16 protein-coding genes and 1 pseudogene are annotated in these 15,402 nt (G+C 37.7%); 3 read left to right on the top strand and 14 right to left on the bottom strand.

The features are described 5' to 3' along the window. Positions 1-13 precede the first annotated feature (13 nt). The gene (locus A5N88_RS01190) at positions 14-685 is read right to left on the bottom strand and encodes a helix-hairpin-helix domain-containing protein (protein WP_066262035.1); all 672 of its coding nucleotides are present in this window, start codon (positions 683-685) and stop codon (positions 14-16) included. Between the two features lie 435 nt (positions 686-1,120). On the opposite strand from A5N88_RS01190, the gene comER reads away from it, so the two are divergent. Beyond that, complete coding sequence (comER, locus tag A5N88_RS01185; protein ID WP_066262028.1) at positions 1,121-1,939, top strand: late competence protein ComER; 819 nt, start codon at positions 1,121-1,123, stop codon at positions 1,937-1,939. Positions 1,940-2,064: 125 nt separating this feature from the next. Here the strand turns inward: comER and A5N88_RS01180 are convergent, their stop codons facing one another. The 8 genes from A5N88_RS01180 to A5N88_RS01145 form a co-directional block, all read right to left on the bottom strand. Beyond that, positions 2,065-2,808, bottom strand: a complete 744-nt coding sequence (locus A5N88_RS01180) for a class I SAM-dependent DNA methyltransferase (RefSeq protein ID WP_066262026.1) — start codon at positions 2,806-2,808, stop codon at positions 2,065-2,067. Continuing rightward, complete coding sequence (gene rsfS, locus A5N88_RS01175) at positions 2,805-3,161, bottom strand: ribosome silencing factor (RefSeq protein WP_066262024.1); 357 nt, start codon at positions 3,159-3,161, stop codon at positions 2,805-2,807. Before rsfS ends, A5N88_RS01180 begins: the two co-directional genes overlap by 4 nt. 260 nt (positions 3,162-3,421) lie before the next feature. After that, entirely contained in the window at positions 3,422-3,985 is a 564-nt protein-coding gene (yqeK, locus tag A5N88_RS01170; RefSeq protein ID WP_066262022.1) for a bis(5'-nucleosyl)-tetraphosphatase (symmetrical) YqeK, read from the bottom strand. Continuing rightward, positions 3,972-4,550: a nicotinate-nucleotide adenylyltransferase gene (locus A5N88_RS01165; RefSeq protein ID WP_066262020.1), complete on the bottom strand. Its 579-nt coding sequence runs from the start codon at positions 4,548-4,550 to the stop codon at positions 3,972-3,974. Before A5N88_RS01165 ends, yqeK begins: the two co-directional genes overlap by 14 nt. Before the next feature lie 8 nt (positions 4,551-4,558). Next, complete coding sequence (gene yhbY / locus A5N88_RS01160) at positions 4,559-4,852, bottom strand: ribosome assembly RNA-binding protein YhbY (protein WP_066262017.1); 294 nt, start codon at positions 4,850-4,852, stop codon at positions 4,559-4,561. A gap of 2 nt (positions 4,853-4,854) precedes the next feature. Then, the gene (aroE, locus tag A5N88_RS01155) at positions 4,855-5,691 is read right to left on the bottom strand and encodes a shikimate dehydrogenase (protein ID WP_066262014.1); all 837 of its coding nucleotides are present in this window, start codon (positions 5,689-5,691) and stop codon (positions 4,855-4,857) included. A 164-nt stretch (positions 5,692-5,855) separates the two neighbouring features. Beyond that, a complete protein-coding gene (yqeH, locus tag A5N88_RS01150) occupies positions 5,856-6,962 on the bottom strand; it encodes a ribosome biogenesis GTPase YqeH (protein ID WP_066262012.1) in 1,107 nt (368 codons plus the stop codon). Next, positions 6,959-7,480: a YqeG family HAD IIIA-type phosphatase gene (locus A5N88_RS01145; protein WP_066270112.1), complete on the bottom strand. Its 522-nt coding sequence runs from the start codon at positions 7,478-7,480 to the stop codon at positions 6,959-6,961. Before A5N88_RS01145 ends, yqeH begins: the two co-directional genes overlap by 4 nt. A gap of 451 nt (positions 7,481-7,931) precedes the next feature. Between A5N88_RS01145 and A5N88_RS01140 the strand changes: the two genes are divergently transcribed. After that, a complete protein-coding gene (locus tag A5N88_RS01140; RefSeq protein ID WP_066262009.1) occupies positions 7,932-8,072 on the top strand; it encodes a sporulation histidine kinase inhibitor Sda in 141 nt (46 codons plus the stop codon). Between the two features lie 60 nt (positions 8,073-8,132). On the opposite strand, the gene A5N88_RS01135 is transcribed toward A5N88_RS01140, so the two are convergent. The 3 genes from A5N88_RS01135 to sigK form a co-directional block, all read right to left on the bottom strand. Further along, a complete protein-coding gene (locus A5N88_RS01135) occupies positions 8,133-8,915 on the bottom strand; it encodes a phosphatidylserine decarboxylase (RefSeq protein ID WP_066262006.1) in 783 nt (260 codons plus the stop codon). Between the two features lie 609 nt (positions 8,916-9,524). Continuing rightward, positions 9,525-11,321, bottom strand: a complete 1,797-nt coding sequence (locus A5N88_RS01130) for a M3 family oligoendopeptidase (protein WP_066262005.1) — start codon at positions 11,319-11,321, stop codon at positions 9,525-9,527. A 249-nt stretch (positions 11,322-11,570) separates the two neighbouring features. Then, positions 11,571-12,296 (bottom strand): RNA polymerase sporulation sigma factor SigK, encoded by a 726-nt coding sequence (sigK, locus tag A5N88_RS01125; protein WP_066262002.1) that lies wholly within the window; start codon positions 12,294-12,296, stop codon positions 11,571-11,573. A gap of 446 nt (positions 12,297-12,742) precedes the next feature. Between sigK and hpaB the strand changes: the two genes are divergently transcribed. Continuing rightward, positions 12,743-14,182: a 4-hydroxyphenylacetate 3-monooxygenase, oxygenase component gene (hpaB, locus tag A5N88_RS01120; protein ID WP_066261999.1), complete on the top strand. Its 1,440-nt coding sequence runs from the start codon at positions 12,743-12,745 to the stop codon at positions 14,180-14,182. A 214-nt stretch (positions 14,183-14,396) separates the two neighbouring features. Here the strand turns inward: hpaB and A5N88_RS23980 are convergent, their stop codons facing one another. Continuing rightward, positions 14,397-14,540, bottom strand: a complete 144-nt coding sequence (locus A5N88_RS23980) for a YrzI family small protein (RefSeq protein WP_083952971.1) — start codon at positions 14,538-14,540, stop codon at positions 14,397-14,399. Positions 14,541-15,053: 513 nt separating this feature from the next. Further along, positions 15,054-15,402, bottom strand: a pseudogene (locus A5N88_RS25705) (MFS transporter); the annotation flags it as partial.

Below are 15,402 nucleotides of genomic sequence, written 5' to 3'. Positions count from 1 at the left end.
TTCCCGTCAATGTTTATTTCACCGTGATGAAGTCAGCGAGCTTTTCATAGGTTTTATCTCCTATTCCCTTAACATTTTTTAAGTCTTCCTCCTGCTTAAACAATCCATTTTGTGTCCTGTAGTCAATTATGGCGTTTGCCTTGGAAGGCCCTACCCCGGGAATCTTTTGAAGCTCTTCTGCCGTTGCCGTATTAATATTGACTTTAGCCTGGCTGCTTCCGCCATTCGTTTGTTTAAGTTGACTGTTGCCGGCAGAAGGCATGCCTGAAGGGCCAGCCTCTAAAGCCCTCTCTCCTTTTTTAGGAATATAAATAACCATCTCATCATGCAGCTTCTCTGCAAGATTAATTTGGTTTACATCTGCACTGCTTTTAAATCCTCCTGCCAGGCCAACTACATCCTGCACCCGGTTATTCAGTTCTGCTTTATACACTCCCGGATGTTTGACTTCTCCCTTTACATCTACATAGCAAACTGTGCTGTCTGCCTGATTCGTGTGCGGAATAGAACTCAGTTTCTCTCCGGTTTTCGCAGCAGCAGTTGGAATATTACTTAAAATTTCTTGATCGTTCTTTTCAGTACCTTGTTTCTGATTCACCATGAAAATAATGATTCCAATAACGGCAATTCCAATAATGAATAACCATTTGTGTTTCTTTATAAGCTCCTTTGCATTCGCGTACAAATTCAATTTCCTCCTTTATCCATCAATAGTTCGCTAAAAGCTTATTTTCTTTTTGGAAAAAAACGTAAAATATCTCATATTTTTATATTGGCAATATCATGCTGGAGAACGCTGTCGTTTTCAACTCTGTATGTAAAAACAAATAAGGAAATCAACCTCACGAAAAGAATAGCAGTAAATATGGCAGCATATAGTTTTAAGAAGGCTGTTTTCGCATAAATTGTTGTCGTTTCTGTTTACTTCATTAGTGTTTTTTCCTGGGAATTCCTCTCCCCTTTAGCTATTCAATATGGAAGCATAACATTTATCTTATAAAAGTAAAAAGTGTAAGAAGGGATGTTTAACAGAGATTATTGCTTTTTGCACAATGAGTGAATTGAGCCTTATGAAAAGAGCACTTTCCTTGCAAAAACTTGTATAAGGAGCGGGTTATATATGAAAATAGGATTGATTGGAACCGGTAATATGGGGGGGATTTTGGCAGAAGCCATTGCAGATGGTCAAGGAATTTACCCTTCAAATCTATACGTTACAAATCGAACCCTGAGTAAAGCAGAAGAGCTTAAAAGAAAAATCCCTCAAATCCATGTCTGCCAAACGGCCTCAGAAGTCATAACAAACACAGATCTCATTTTCCTATGCATGAAGCCTTTAGATTTGTTTCCTATCCTGAATGATAATCAAGCATTATTTACGGATGATAAATGCGTAGTCTCTATTACAAGCCCCATCTCCGTTGAACAGCTGGAAACCATTGCAGGCTGTTCATGCGTCCGAGCAATTCCGAGTATTACAAATAGAGCATTGGCAGGTGTTTCACTCGTTACCTACGGAAAAAGCTGTACAGATGAGTGGAGAAAAAAGGTGGATGAACTTCTTTCGACCTTTTCATCACCTGTTGAAATCGATAATAGTATCACAAGGGTCGCTTCTGATATCGTTAGCTGCGGACCTGCGTTTTTCAGCTACTTAACGCAGCGATTTATAGAGGCTGCCGTTTCTAATACAGGAATTGATCATGATACTGCTACCATTCTCTCAGCGAACATGCTTATTGGATTAGGCGAATTGTTGAGGAAAGAATTTTATACACTGCCAGCATTGCAGCAAAAGGTGTGTGTAAAAGGCGGAATTACCGGTGAAGGGATTAAGGTCATGGAACAGGAATTAGGAGACGTATTTGATCACTTATTTGAGGCGACACATGAAAAATTCAGAGAAGATTTGGAGGCTGTAAAAAAACAATTTAATTAGGTTGGCCTACTCTCATAAATTCGACACGATTGCTTCTTTTCCTCCTATAATTTTCATAATTTAATGGAATAAACAAAACAAAAAACCGTGTATCCAAACACGGTTTTTCTTTATAAAGCTAACAATCAGGCTTTTACGCAGGTAAAGAAGATTCTTTCACTTGTTTCGTTCGGTGCTTCATTTGTAAAATCTGCCGTTACTTCTTTTACCGTAAAACCTATTTCCTCCAGCCATGATGTATATTGGTTCATTGGATAGGTTCTTTGGGTATGCCACTCATCCAGTCGTTCATAGAGACCATTCTCATTGTTAACAAAAAAAGTCAGCTCATGATCGACAGAATCCGGTTCATCTCCCGGATAGCTAGTCCAAATGTAAGAGACCTCATCTTCATTTTCTGCATAGGTTTGATTCATAAAAATTTCTTTAACTTTATACAAAGAGTGTGTATCAAATAAAAAGAGTCCGCCTTCTTTTAGATGGTTATGTACCTTTTCAAAAGTTTTTTTAACCTCTGTAGGGGAAGGAAGATAATTGATTGAATCACAAAAAATGGTTATAATATCAAAGGTTCCAAGACCTTCCAGTTCACTCATATCCTGTTGGAATAAGGATAGCCGGACGCGTTCTTCCATCGCTTTTTCTTGGGCAACCATCAGCATATCCTCCGATAAATCGACTCCTGTAACTTCAAATCCTTCTTTAGAAAGCCGGACAGAGAGCTCCCCAGTTCCGCAGCCAAGGTCGAGTACATGGTTTTCCTTTATTCTGTATGCTTCCTTCTTTTCTCTAAGAAATTGCATCCATTTTTCATATGGTACGTCCTTCATGAGGAAATCGTACACATAGGCGAATCCTTCGTAACTCATTGAGCAAGATCGCCTTGGATATCCTCAATAGGAGCGTCTCCCCAAAGTCTCTCAAGATTATAATAGCTTCTTTCATCGCGATGGAAAACATGGGCAACTACATCTCCCAAATCGATCAATACCCATTTGCCTTCGTCAAAGCCTTCCATTCTTTCTAAGTGATATCCATTCTCTTCTGCTTTTTCTTTAATTTCACGTGCAATCGCCTGAACTTGTTTATCTGAGTTCCCGTGACAAATTAAAAAATAATCCGCAATGAGGGAAATTCCTTTCATATTCAATACAACAATATCTTCTGCACGTTTGTCATCGGCAGCCTTTACTGCACTTACCAGTAGTTCACGATTTTCCATTATATATTCCTGCTTTCTTTAATATTAGCTTTGTTCAAGGACTCAGTTGTTTTTTAGCTCATTCCTGCTGCAGCCTCGTCGCATGCTCCTTCTAAGGGCCTCTCCTAAAATCGCTTTCCTAAGCAGGAGTCTAAGCGTATCTTCGAGTCAACATAGATCTAAAATCAACATTGATTTTTAACTGAGCCATTTAATAAAAAATTCAATACTTTCTTTCCTGTAAACGTGCTAAAAAAATGAGCACTTATCTTCATAGAAATTTAACTATGCCTTAAAATTAAGTCATTGTACATTGCAAATGTGTCAGGATAGACAGCCTGGTTTTTATTCATTAAAAAAGCGATTGTATTGCGCACTGCATAAATTAATGCTTCGTTTAAATCAATCTCAGCGAGCTTCCTTGCCTCTTCTACACCTTTGAACGTTCTGCCTGGTTCTATATAATCTGCCACATAGATAACTTTATCCAAAAGGGTCATACTTTCCCTTCCTGAAGTGTGGTACCGTATGGCATCGAGGATTTCCTGATCGAGTAACCCGGCTTCTTTCTCCACTAAATATGCACCTGCCGGAGCATGCCATAGCTCAGGGTTGTACTGCAGCAATCTTTCATCATAGCCCTGCTCTGCAATAATTCTTTTCATTTCCTCAACAGGCCGAAATTTTGCATAATCGTGAAAAATAGCAGCAAGCTCTGCTTTTTTTTCATCAGCCCCGTATTTCTTAGCTAAATGAATAGCTGTTTCCATAACTCCAAGTGTATGCTGATAACGTTTATCTGTAAGCTGGGCCTTGACAATTGAAAGTGCCTTACTTTGTTCCATAAAGCCTCGTCTCCTTAATATATTCCAGTACGCTATCCTTTAATAGGTACTTAACGGAACGATTTTCTGAAAGTCTTTCTCGAATTAAGGTAGAAGATAAATTAATTTCAGGAATTTCAATATGGAGGATGGGAAATTCTGTGTCGCTGGAATGGCTGGGCCTGTTGACCCCGACAAATGTAACCTGTTTGACCAGTTCATCGATTTTGTGCCATTTGGGGAGATACTCAATCATATCTGCACCAATGATAAAATAAAAATCCACATCAGGCTCGCGATTTTTTAAAAGCATAATTGTATCGTACGTATAGGATGGGCCGGATCTTTCCATCTCAATCGTTTCCAATTTAAACTGAGGATGATCTTTAATAGAAAGTGTCAGCATTTTAATCCGTTCTTCATCCGTTATGTTCTTCAGCTTTTCTTTATGTGGAGGTACATGGTTCGGCATGAAACGAATTTCCTCTAAATCCAATGCATGTAACACTTCATTTGCAATGATTAGATGGCCTAAGTGAGGCGGATTAAATGTTCCGCCTACTATTCCGATTTGCTTTTTGCTCATATTATGGCCTATCTTGGCAAACTTAATTGCTTATTTTCTTTAGACTCTTTATATAAAACGATAATATTGCCAATGATTTGAACAAGTTCTGCTTTCGTGCCTTCTACTAATTGATCAGCAATCACATCTTTATCTTCTTCACAGTTTTGCAGGACTGTCACTTTCATAAGCTCTCTGGCTTCCAGTGCCTCTGTGATTTGCTTTAGCATATTTTCATTCACTCCGCCCTTTCCAACTTGAAAGATTGGACTTAAATGATGAGCTTTTGAACGCAAAAATCTTTTTTGTTTTCCTGTTAACATTCCTATTTTCCTCCTAAACGGGCAGTAACCAATTTTCTCATTCTATCCATATCAGGGCTGACACCTGTCCATTTTTCAAAAGCAATTGCTCCCTGATAAATGAACATGCCAATTCCATTTTGTATTTCTGCCCCTTTTTCTCTTGCTTCCCGTAAAAACTTTGTTTCAAAAGGATTATAAATAATATCTGCTGCATAAGCATTATCATTCATATGTTCCAATGACAACGGGCTGTCATTAATCAAAGGATCCATTCCAATTGATGTTGTCTGGATGATTAATGTATACTCTGAAAGCTGTTTTTCAGCCTGTTCTATATTCATTATGTTTGATTCACAAGGAAACGGACAGGATGCTTTCATTGAAGCCGCCCTTTCGAGTGTACGGTTGCAAATGTCTATCCTCGGCATGCCTTCTTTGGCCATGGAATAGTAGATGGCTTTTGCTGCACCGCCTGCACCTATGATTAGCGTCTTTTCATTTTGCCACTCGCTTTTCCAGTCCTCTTTTAAAGACCGGACAAACCCGGGCCCATCGGAATTATACCCTACCCACTGATCTTCCTCAAGCACAACCGTATTGACGGCACCTATTGCCTCAGCAAGAGGATCAAGCTTATCCAAAAAAGGCATAACAGCGGTCTTATATGGAATGGTCACATTAAAGCCTGAAACTCCTAATGCCTTCATTCCTTTTAAGGCTGTACCAAGAAATTCTGGTAAAATTTTAAATGGATGATAATAAGCAGATATGCCTTTATCCATAAATGCATCATTTTGCATGAGCGGTGACATTGAATGCTCAATCGGATTTCCTATTACACCGTATAGCTTTTTCATTTTAACAACACTCTTTCTGCATTTTTTCCCTGTGCCCAAATAAAACTCTGCTCACTTACCTGTTAGTTTTGTACAGACGTTCATATTTTAGCGAGCGCTCAAACGGCTCTTCCCTCCCCGTTTTTTTGCAGGTTCTCATAAATCTGTACTTATCAACCTTGAGCTTAAATTAATGAAGGCCTCAGTGAAACTGTAACTCCCTTTGGTACATAAGCAGCTATTTGGGCTCCGGGTTCGTTAATCGTTACCCAGCCAAGGCCCGAAAAAACAATGTCCGTTTTCTTTTCTTTAATTATAAATTCATGGCGAATAAGTTCAGGAAACTCTTCCATTCCGTTTTTCCGCGGTGGATTCAGCATATCACCTACATGCTTCTCGTATAATGCATCTGCATTTTCTAATTTTGTCCTGTGTATCCCCAATTCATTTGATAAATAGCATGTAACAGAACGGCGTCCGCCCTTAATGTAATCAAATCTCGCTAATCCGCCAAAGAATAATGTCTGCTCTTCGTTAAGTTGAAAAACCTTAGGCTTAATTTCTTTTTTAGGCGTAATAATCTTTAAATCCTTCTTGTCTACAAAATGAGCCATTTGATGATGGTTTATAATACCCGGAGTATCAAATAATGCACTTCCATCATCCAATGGAATCTCAATCATATCAAGAGTTGTTCCAGGAAAATGGGAGGTTGTGATAATGTCCGCTTCACCTGTTACATTTTTGATTATCCGATTTATAAAGGTGGATTTCCCTACGTTTGTACAACCGACAACAAATACGTCTTTGCCTTCCCGGTACTTTTCAATTGCTTCCATCGCTTCTTCTATATAAGTACCCTTGGACGCACTCACTAGCAGCACGTCAACTGGCTGCAGTCCTAAATCTTTTGCCTGTTTTTTCAGCCATTGTATCATTCTTGGCCTTTTGGCGGATTTAGGAAGAACATCTTCCTTATTGCCAATTAGCAAAATAGGGTTTTTCCCCACAAATCGATGTAAGCCGGGAAGCCAGCTTCCATTAAAGTCAAAAATATCAACAATTTTAACAATTAATCCGTCCATCGTTCCCAGCTGGTTGAGGATTTTAAGAAAATCATCATCCGTCAAGGCTACATCCTGAACTTCATTATAATGCTTTAATCGGAAACACCTCTGGCATATAATCGTTTCGTTTTTCAAGGATGATTCGGGTGCATACCCCAGCTCACCCGGCTTGTCTGTTTGTATAGCTACACCGCAGCCTACACATTGTACCTCTGTTGTTTTCACAATGAATCCTCCCAATTAATTAATCCTTTTCTTCTAAAGTAATTCATGATTCTTCTTTCAATTTTCCGATTAAATCGTGTAGCAAACCCGTCCGACTGTGCTACAGGAACAACAAGTATGGTATAAAATCCACTTCGATTGCCTCCCAGTACATCTGTTAGGAGCTGATCTCCAATGACCACAGTTTCTTCTTTCTTTACATTCATTAATTCAACTGCTTTTTTAAATGCTCTGGTTAACGGCTTGCGTGCTTGAAATAGATACGGGATTCCCAGCGGGTCTGCGAAATCCTTCACTCTTATTTCTTTATTATTTGAAACAATCGTTACTTTAATAGCATGTTTTCTCATGTTTTCAAACCAATCAATTAGCTTAGGTGTCGCATGAGGGCGATCCCATTCTACAAGTGTATTATCCAAATCAGTGATGATCGCTTTGATTCCCTTTTCTTTAAGCTTAAGAGGATCTATTTGAAATACACTTTTCACATGTTCATTAGGCAAAAAACGATTTAACAATGACCGAACACTCCCCTCTGTATGCATATCCCCCTTACCAGGGCTATGCTTCTCAGTAAATAACATGTTTCTTTCGCAATTATATATAAATGCAGTTATCTTTTAGATATTGAAAAAGATTCATTTCCCCATTTAAAGCAGTCCTCATAATAATATCTGTCCGCAGCCTATGCGTCTTTTAAAAGGATATAAACAATTCCAAAAACTTTTCGACAAAATTCTACCTTCTCCTTAAATGTGGATAAGCTTATTCACATTTCCCACATTGTCTGACAAGCATTTTTTCCATTTATAAACAACTTAATCACAGGTTATCCACTTGAAACTGTGGATAAAAGAACGCTTGTTCCGTTCGTATATGTCTGATAGAGTAATGGTACAACATGATGAACTTACCGTTTGTCATATTATTTTAAAATGGATTATGTTTATTTTTGGGAGGTGAAGGCTTATGAGAAAGTTATCAGATGACTTATTAATTGAATCCTATTATAAAGCGAAAGAATTAAATCTAAGCCCGGATTTTATTCGCCTCATCGAAAAAGAAATTCATCGTCGTTCTTTATCTCAAAAAATAAAGATATCTTCCTGATTATTAAAATCCCTGTCATTTAACAGGGGTTTTTATTTGCATACAAGAGAAAATCTTTATTTATTCATGCATACTCCCGATGCTTTCACCCATTTTCACATGATAAGGTGTTTTGATTTTATTATTTAATGTGAAAGTGCCTTTTTCAAATAGCAGTACCACTGTAGATCCAAATGAAAAATAGGCTATTTCCTCTCCTTTTTTCCAATTCTCATTTTTATAGGTACATTCTATTGTGTTGATAAACATCGCCCCCACTTTTACCATCGCGATATGGGCTGAGTGATGTTTTAGCTCTGAGACAACCCGATAATTTTTGGATAAGGTGGATTTTCCGTATTTCAATCCGTATTTATTGACCGGATAAGATCTGTTCCCTAAAACGTACTGGTCAACTAAATGGGCATTAAGTGGGCTATGTATACGGTGATAATGGCTTGGGCTTAAATATAAAATCACAAAAGATCCATCCATGTATTTCTCCATTCGAGCAGGATCACCGAGCATTTCCTCGATGGAATACAATTTACCCTTTACCAGAATTTCTTTTGAGGGCAGAATCGTTCCAAATTCCTCTATAACACCATCTACAGGGCTTGCGACAGTTTCTTCAGCAGGATCAATTACCCTGGCATCCGATTTTAGCCTTCTTATAAAAAATTCATGGAGTGTCTGATAGGATTGGATATCATCCATCATTTCTTCCACATTAATTTTGTACGCTTTTGCATATGAATTAATGAACAGCCTGCTCATTCTGGAACGGGAAAAATTTTTCAAAAGATTGGATGTAAACTTGTGATTTGTTAATTCAATCAAGAAACGATAAAGCCATTTTTCCAAGATTTTCCCTCCATAATAGAAAAAATTTTCTACATCAGGCATACTGATAACACAGTAAAGTATTATTATATAATAAAATGACAAAAAGGTAATCCTTCTTTTCATTTTTTGCCCAATATGCACTTTGCCTTGCTGCCTTCTGATTGTTTTCAGGCACCAAGCAATCCAAGTGATCTTTCCTGCTCTTAATCCTTATTTTAACCATATTCATGTCACATCCTTACATTTGACTTTGTTTTTTAGCTCATTTTACAGAAAGGCTCTTTTCGTAAACTTTGTTGCTATAAGTAAAATGAATCTAGGATACACAAAGTTCAGGATTGAAAACAAAATGACTATAGACGAAAAGATGCCACGATGTCTCACTTATTACGAATTTAACACTTTTGCGAAAAGGCAACAATATATGCAAAACAGCCTACAAAAAAGAAAGGAAACCAAAGCAAACTTATTTGCTTTGGTTTCCTTTCTTTTCTATAACCTTTCGGCTGATCTGAAAGGCGCGTGAAACGGTAGTTTCACACCAATGAGCTAAATTTCCAATGTTATCCTCTAGTAAAAGGATGACATCATTAGCGATATTGTCCCAATGTCATCATCCTTTCACTGCTATTTTGTTAATTCAAGAAATTCCTCAACATCTTCAATACATAATTTAATTCCATCTTCCCAAAATTTCCTTTGAGTCAAATCAGCATTCAGATGCTTGAGTGCCAATTCTTCTACCTTCATCGAGCCAGTGTCCCGGAGCAGAGCCATGTATTGATTTTCAAACCCTTTTCCTTCATTCATTGCCTTTGCGTAAATCCCTAGTGAAAACAGGTACCCGAAAGTATAAGGGAAATTGTAAAATGGTGTCCCTGTTATAAAGAAATGGAGCTTAGACGCCCAGAATAAAGGATGATATTCCTCTAAAGAATCTCCATAGGCTTCTTTCTGTGCTTCCAGCATCAAACTGTTGAGTCTCTCCTTGCTGACCACTCCTTTTTTTCGTTCCTCGTAAAATCTTGTTTCAAACAAAAAGCGTGCATGAATATTCATTAACAGCGCTACTGAACGCTGAATTTTATCCTCCAGTAAATGTATTCGTTCTGCCTTTCCTTTTGCTGATTTTAACGATGCATCCGCTACAATCATTTCAGCAAATGTTGAAGCGGTTTCAGCCACATTCATAGCATAGCTGCGATTTAAGGCATGCACATCCTTTAAGGCATAGGAATGGAAAGCATGCCCCAGCTCATGGGCTAATGTTGAAACATTCGAAGGTGTCCCTGAATAGGTCATAAAAATTCTCGATTGACCGCTTACAGGAAAGGAAGTACAAAATCCTCCAGGTCTTTTGCCAGGTCTGTCCGCCGCTTCAATCCAGCGGTCCTCAAATGCTATTTCAGTAAAATCTGCCAGCTTGTCGCCAAACTCCCTAAAATGATGAATGATAAAGGCCGCCCCCTCCTGAAAGGAGTATCGATGGTCTGCATCGCCTACCGGAGCATCCAAATCAAACCAACTAAGATTCTCTACTCCTAAAAGCTTTGCTTTTCTTTCAAGGAATGCTTTAAAGGGCTCCTTAAGATCACTAATCACTTTCCACATTGTATCCAGCGTTTCTTTTTCCATCCGGTTATAGCTTAATGCTTCCTTTAAGATATCCGTGTCCCATTTTCTTTCTTTATAAACCGCAAGCCTAAAGCCGGAAAGATGATTTAATGTGGCAGCCAGAAGATCCGCCTGCTGGTCCCAGGCATTCTCCCAGCTTTTAAAAACCTCTTGACGGACCTTACGATTAGGGTGAGAAAATTTATTTGATGCCTGCCCTACAGAAAGTTCTTTTTCTTCATCATTATCTGAAAACGGGATTTTCACATGGCTTACTAATGCATCATACATTTCTCCCCATCCATGGTAACCATCCACACTCAAGGCATTAATAAGCGCTTCCTGTTCCTTGGAAAGCTTTTCCTTTGCTTTCTGCCTTCTTTCATTTAAAACAAATTGAATTGCGTTAAATGGTTCCTTCTCCATAATGTCAGACCAGAGATCTACTTCTATATTGCTGAGCTTTTCATCAAAATGACTAAGTGTTGTATTGAATTCAGCTGATAAAACAGACACTCTGCCTCTTAACTCATTGGCATGCGAATCCAGCACATCCTGAGCCTGCAGACACCCTACAAACGCCACTGCCTGTCTTAAATGCTGAGAATTTTCCCTAATTTCAGCCAGCAGCTCAGCCAGTTCCTGTACATCCTCTATTTTTGAAGCTGGTTTCCATTCATCGACTTCTTGTTTAAATGTCGCAAGAGAATGACTTAACTGTTTTAAATACTCGTGAAATTCCGAAGAGTGGCTTCCCCCCGAAAAAAAAACATCAAGATCCCATGTTTCTGAATAAGCAGCGGTATTCATATTTAGCCCCCTAAAATGTAATAAACCCATTTCATTATATACTTCTTTCTTTAATTTTTTCAATTTTTAAAACAAAACCAAATCCGAAGCATTTGTACCATAACGCTTCTCGTTTCTTAGTCAATAAATATTTTTAGCTCATTCCCTTTAAGGGAGCAGAAAGGGAATGAGCTAAAAAACAACATATTTGTTTAACAAACCTTATTAAGTATGATTAGCTTTGTAAAAATCCTTCAGAAAAAAAACCATTTATTCATATTGGCTCTTTTTCTTCTTTTCTTTTTCCGCACGATAAAATTCATGAAACATTTTCATTAGTGCTCTTTTTTCAATCCTGGAAACATAGCTTCTTGATATCCCCAGTTCCTTTGCAATTTCCCGTTGTGTTTTTTCCTTTTGAAGATCAAGGCCAAAACGTCCCACAATGACTTCTTTTTCCCTTTCATCTAATATACTGATAAACTCTTTTACCTTTTCCAGCTCCATATTAAGCTGAATCGTATCAAAGACATCCTCAGCCTCCGATTTTAAAACATCGATTAACGAAATTTCATTGCCCTCTTTGTCCTGGCCAATAGGATCATGCAATGAAACGTCTTTCTTTGTTTTTTTCAAAGCCCTTAAATGCATAAGGATTTCGTTCTCAATACAACGTGCTGCATAAGTCGCAAGCTTTGTACCCTTACCTTCAGAATAGCTTTCGATAGCTTTTATCAACCCGATCGTACCAATGGAGATTAAGTCCTCTACATCTTCTCCTGTGTTTTCAAATTTCTTGACGATGTGCGCAACCAGGCGAAGATTATGTTCAATTAATATGTTTCGGGCCTCCTCATCCCCATTTGCCATTCCTCTGAGATATTTTCTTTCCTCACTAGCAGACAACGGCTGTGGAAAAGCATTGTTTTTCACATAAGACACAAGGAAGACTATTTCCTTAAAAAAGTACCCTAATGCTGTTAAGATCCCGGACATTTTTTCACCTCCATTAGGCTTTTGCCTATACTCATGCTTATGTATCAGCCGGTTTGTTTGTGCATGTACTGTAATGAAAAACAAAAGGAAAAATATCCCATAATTCACACAAAAAATGGCAATCACTTCATTATTAGTGCTTTTTATCTCTCGCCAATCAATAAATGAGATGCATTGATTAATACATTAAGTAATAGCTTTATTTGAGAACTCTGTTGTTTTTTGGCTGATTATTTCAGCTGAGCTAAAAAGGTGTGCCAAACGGGAGTTTCAAACAAATGAGCTAAAAAAGAGCAGTTCTCAGCCATTATGATTTATACTTATTTTTTTTAAAAAAAGGTTCTCCTTCTTAAAATTTGTATCAGGTTTGCCCATTTCTCAATAAGATGAAACTAGCGTAATATACAGTTCCATTTCTAAACTGTTTAAAAACAAGGAGTGGCATCATGGGAATTCTGAATGGGAAAGATTTTATCGACCGATTAAATCAGCTTCAAAATGAAATTTGGTATGACGGGAACAAAATTGAGGGAAATATTTCTGAGCATCCTGCTTTTAAAGGGCTCCTTCAGACAAAAGCCTCTCTTTATGATTTGCAGATAGCGCCGAATATTAAGGATGAAATGACATTCTTCCATGAAGGCAAAAAAGATCCAATAGGACTCTCCTACCTCCAACCCCGAACAAGGGAGGATTTAAAAAAAAGAAGAAAAATGATTGAACACTGGGCACGACACACACATGGATTAATGGGAAGAAGTCCAGATTATATGAACACAGTCATTATGAGCTTTGCCTCTTCAGCCTCTCTGCTAAATGGAATGGAGAATTGCTTCCCGGAAAACATTCAATCTTTGTACGAAAGAGCAATGGAGCAAGATCTCTCCTTTACACATACGTTTATTACTCCACAGGTAAATCGTTCACAAATCAATCTGGGGTTTTCTGATGTACCTATTTCAGCAAAGGTAGTGGAAAAAAATGAAAAAGGCCTGGTCATTAAAGGGGCCCGCCTCCTTGCTACCCAAGGAGGATTAACAGATGAAGTATTGGTTTTTTCTGCTCCAAGACTGTTTTTTGATCCGGATGAAGCATTTGCCTTTTCCATTTCTTCAAATACGAAAGGACTAAGATTCATTTGCAGAGAATCTTTTGTATTAGGAGAATCTCTTTTTAATCACCCATTAAGCTCAAGATATGAAGAAATGGATTCCATCGTTGTCTTTGATAATGTTTTAGTACCATGGGATCGTGTATTTTTTTACAATAATGTGGATGCCTCTACTGATTTCATCACTCAAAGCTCTTTTCATGCCTTTGCCTACCATCAAGTCGTTATTAGACAGATTGTTAAAACAGAATTTATTCTTGGAATTGCTCAGATTCTTGTGGAAACCATTAATGTTAGTGAATATCAGCATATCCAGGAAAAGCTTTCTGAAATGATTATTGGTCTTGAAACGATGAAAGCATTGCTTGAAAAATCGGAAGAGGATGCTAAGACTGATGAATGGGGATATATGCGGCCAAGTATTATACCTCTTCAAGTCGTTAGTAACGTATTCCCTAAAATCTATCCTCGTTTTTGCGAAATTATCCAGCTAATTGGAGCAAGCGGAATGGTTACATTACCTACTGAAAATGCTTTTCAAACTAACGTCAGAAGAGATTTGGATCTCTATTTACAAGCGGACAGTAAAAACGCTGAAGAACGGGTGAAAATATTCCGTCTTGCGTGGGATCTAACGATGAGTTCCTTCGGTACAAGACAAACTCAATATGAAAGATATTTTTTTGGTGATCCAGTTCGGCTAGCGAGTAATCTTTACAGGCAATATGACAAAAGAAAGCATGTTGAAGCAGTTTATAACTTTTTAAACCTATAAGCTAATGCAACAAAAAAGCTGACTTATTTCAGTCAGCTTTTTTGTTTACGAAAATGAACCGTAAAAATCAGTATATTTAAAAACATGTTATCCTCTCCCGTTGCAGTCGTTAGGCAGAGTCCTTCTCTACCCATAAAGAATTCAGCCTTTTCATTTGATAAATTGTCATTATACATTCTCCTCTCATCTTATTAGGATGTTTCATTACTCACTATTAAAATACGCGTATCCCTATTTCAGTTTGCTTGTTTTTGTATTCGTCATACAAACGATGTACGTTTTCTTCGTGCTGGTATTGCTCAATTGTCTTGTTCTTCAATTTAATGGTCACAGTAACAAAAAGTAAATTCAATGTCATATTTCTCACCTCCTTACATAAAAAATACCGCAAGAGAGAATATCCTCCTGCGGCATAATGATTCCTTTATGGAAACAAGCAAAAAACCGCAGGAAAGGACCACATTCTCCCGCGGCATTGGATTTAAAGTTTAAATAAGTTCCAATCCTTTAAAGGTCGAATGTGTTTGATAATGATTGTTTAGTTCGATGACTGCAGATAGATATAACATGTGAAACGACCTCCTTTTAAAGAATTTCTCTTACACTGGTAAGTATATCCATTAATACCATAATTGTAAACCCCTTTTTATGCCTATTTTAAATTTTTAATTTTTTTCTTAGAAGAGGATGTAAGGCGCTCCCCCTATAACTGAAGAAACAAGTTTAAGGTTCCCTTCTAATTTAATTGAACTTTTTCTTAATCATTGTTGGTATTTGCGTTAAAAACATTAATTTTTAACTGAGCTTTTGAAAAAAAAACATAAAAAAAGCCAAAGAACATTACAGTATATTCTTTGGCTCTAAAAAAATTCTATTTTTTTATTGGTGATTTAGCCCTTTTTACAAAGAAGGCTAATATTAATGCTATCGTTGTTATGCCTGTAGCATAGAAGAAGGCATCATTAATTCCTTCAATGGTTGATTGCTTTACAACATTTCCGTATAGCGTATAAAGTGCAAGAGCATTTCCGGATGGAGCAGGCAGTCCTGCAGTTTGTGCAATGCCTTGTCCCAGTGCTCCAAGCTGGCTGGTAAGATAGCCGTTTGAACTGTTAATGATGTTTCCAAAGTTATTCGTATGGAAATCAGACCGGGTTGTCATAACCGTAACCAGGAATGCGGTACCGATACTTCCGGCAACAGTCCGGGCTGTATTGGAT

It is taken from the genome of Heyndrickxia acidicola (genome assembly GCF_001636425.1).
GTDB lineage: Bacteria > Bacillota > Bacilli > Bacillales > Bacillaceae_C > Bacillus_AE > Bacillus_AE acidicola.
This window is presented reverse-complemented; position numbering and strand designations above follow the sequence as displayed.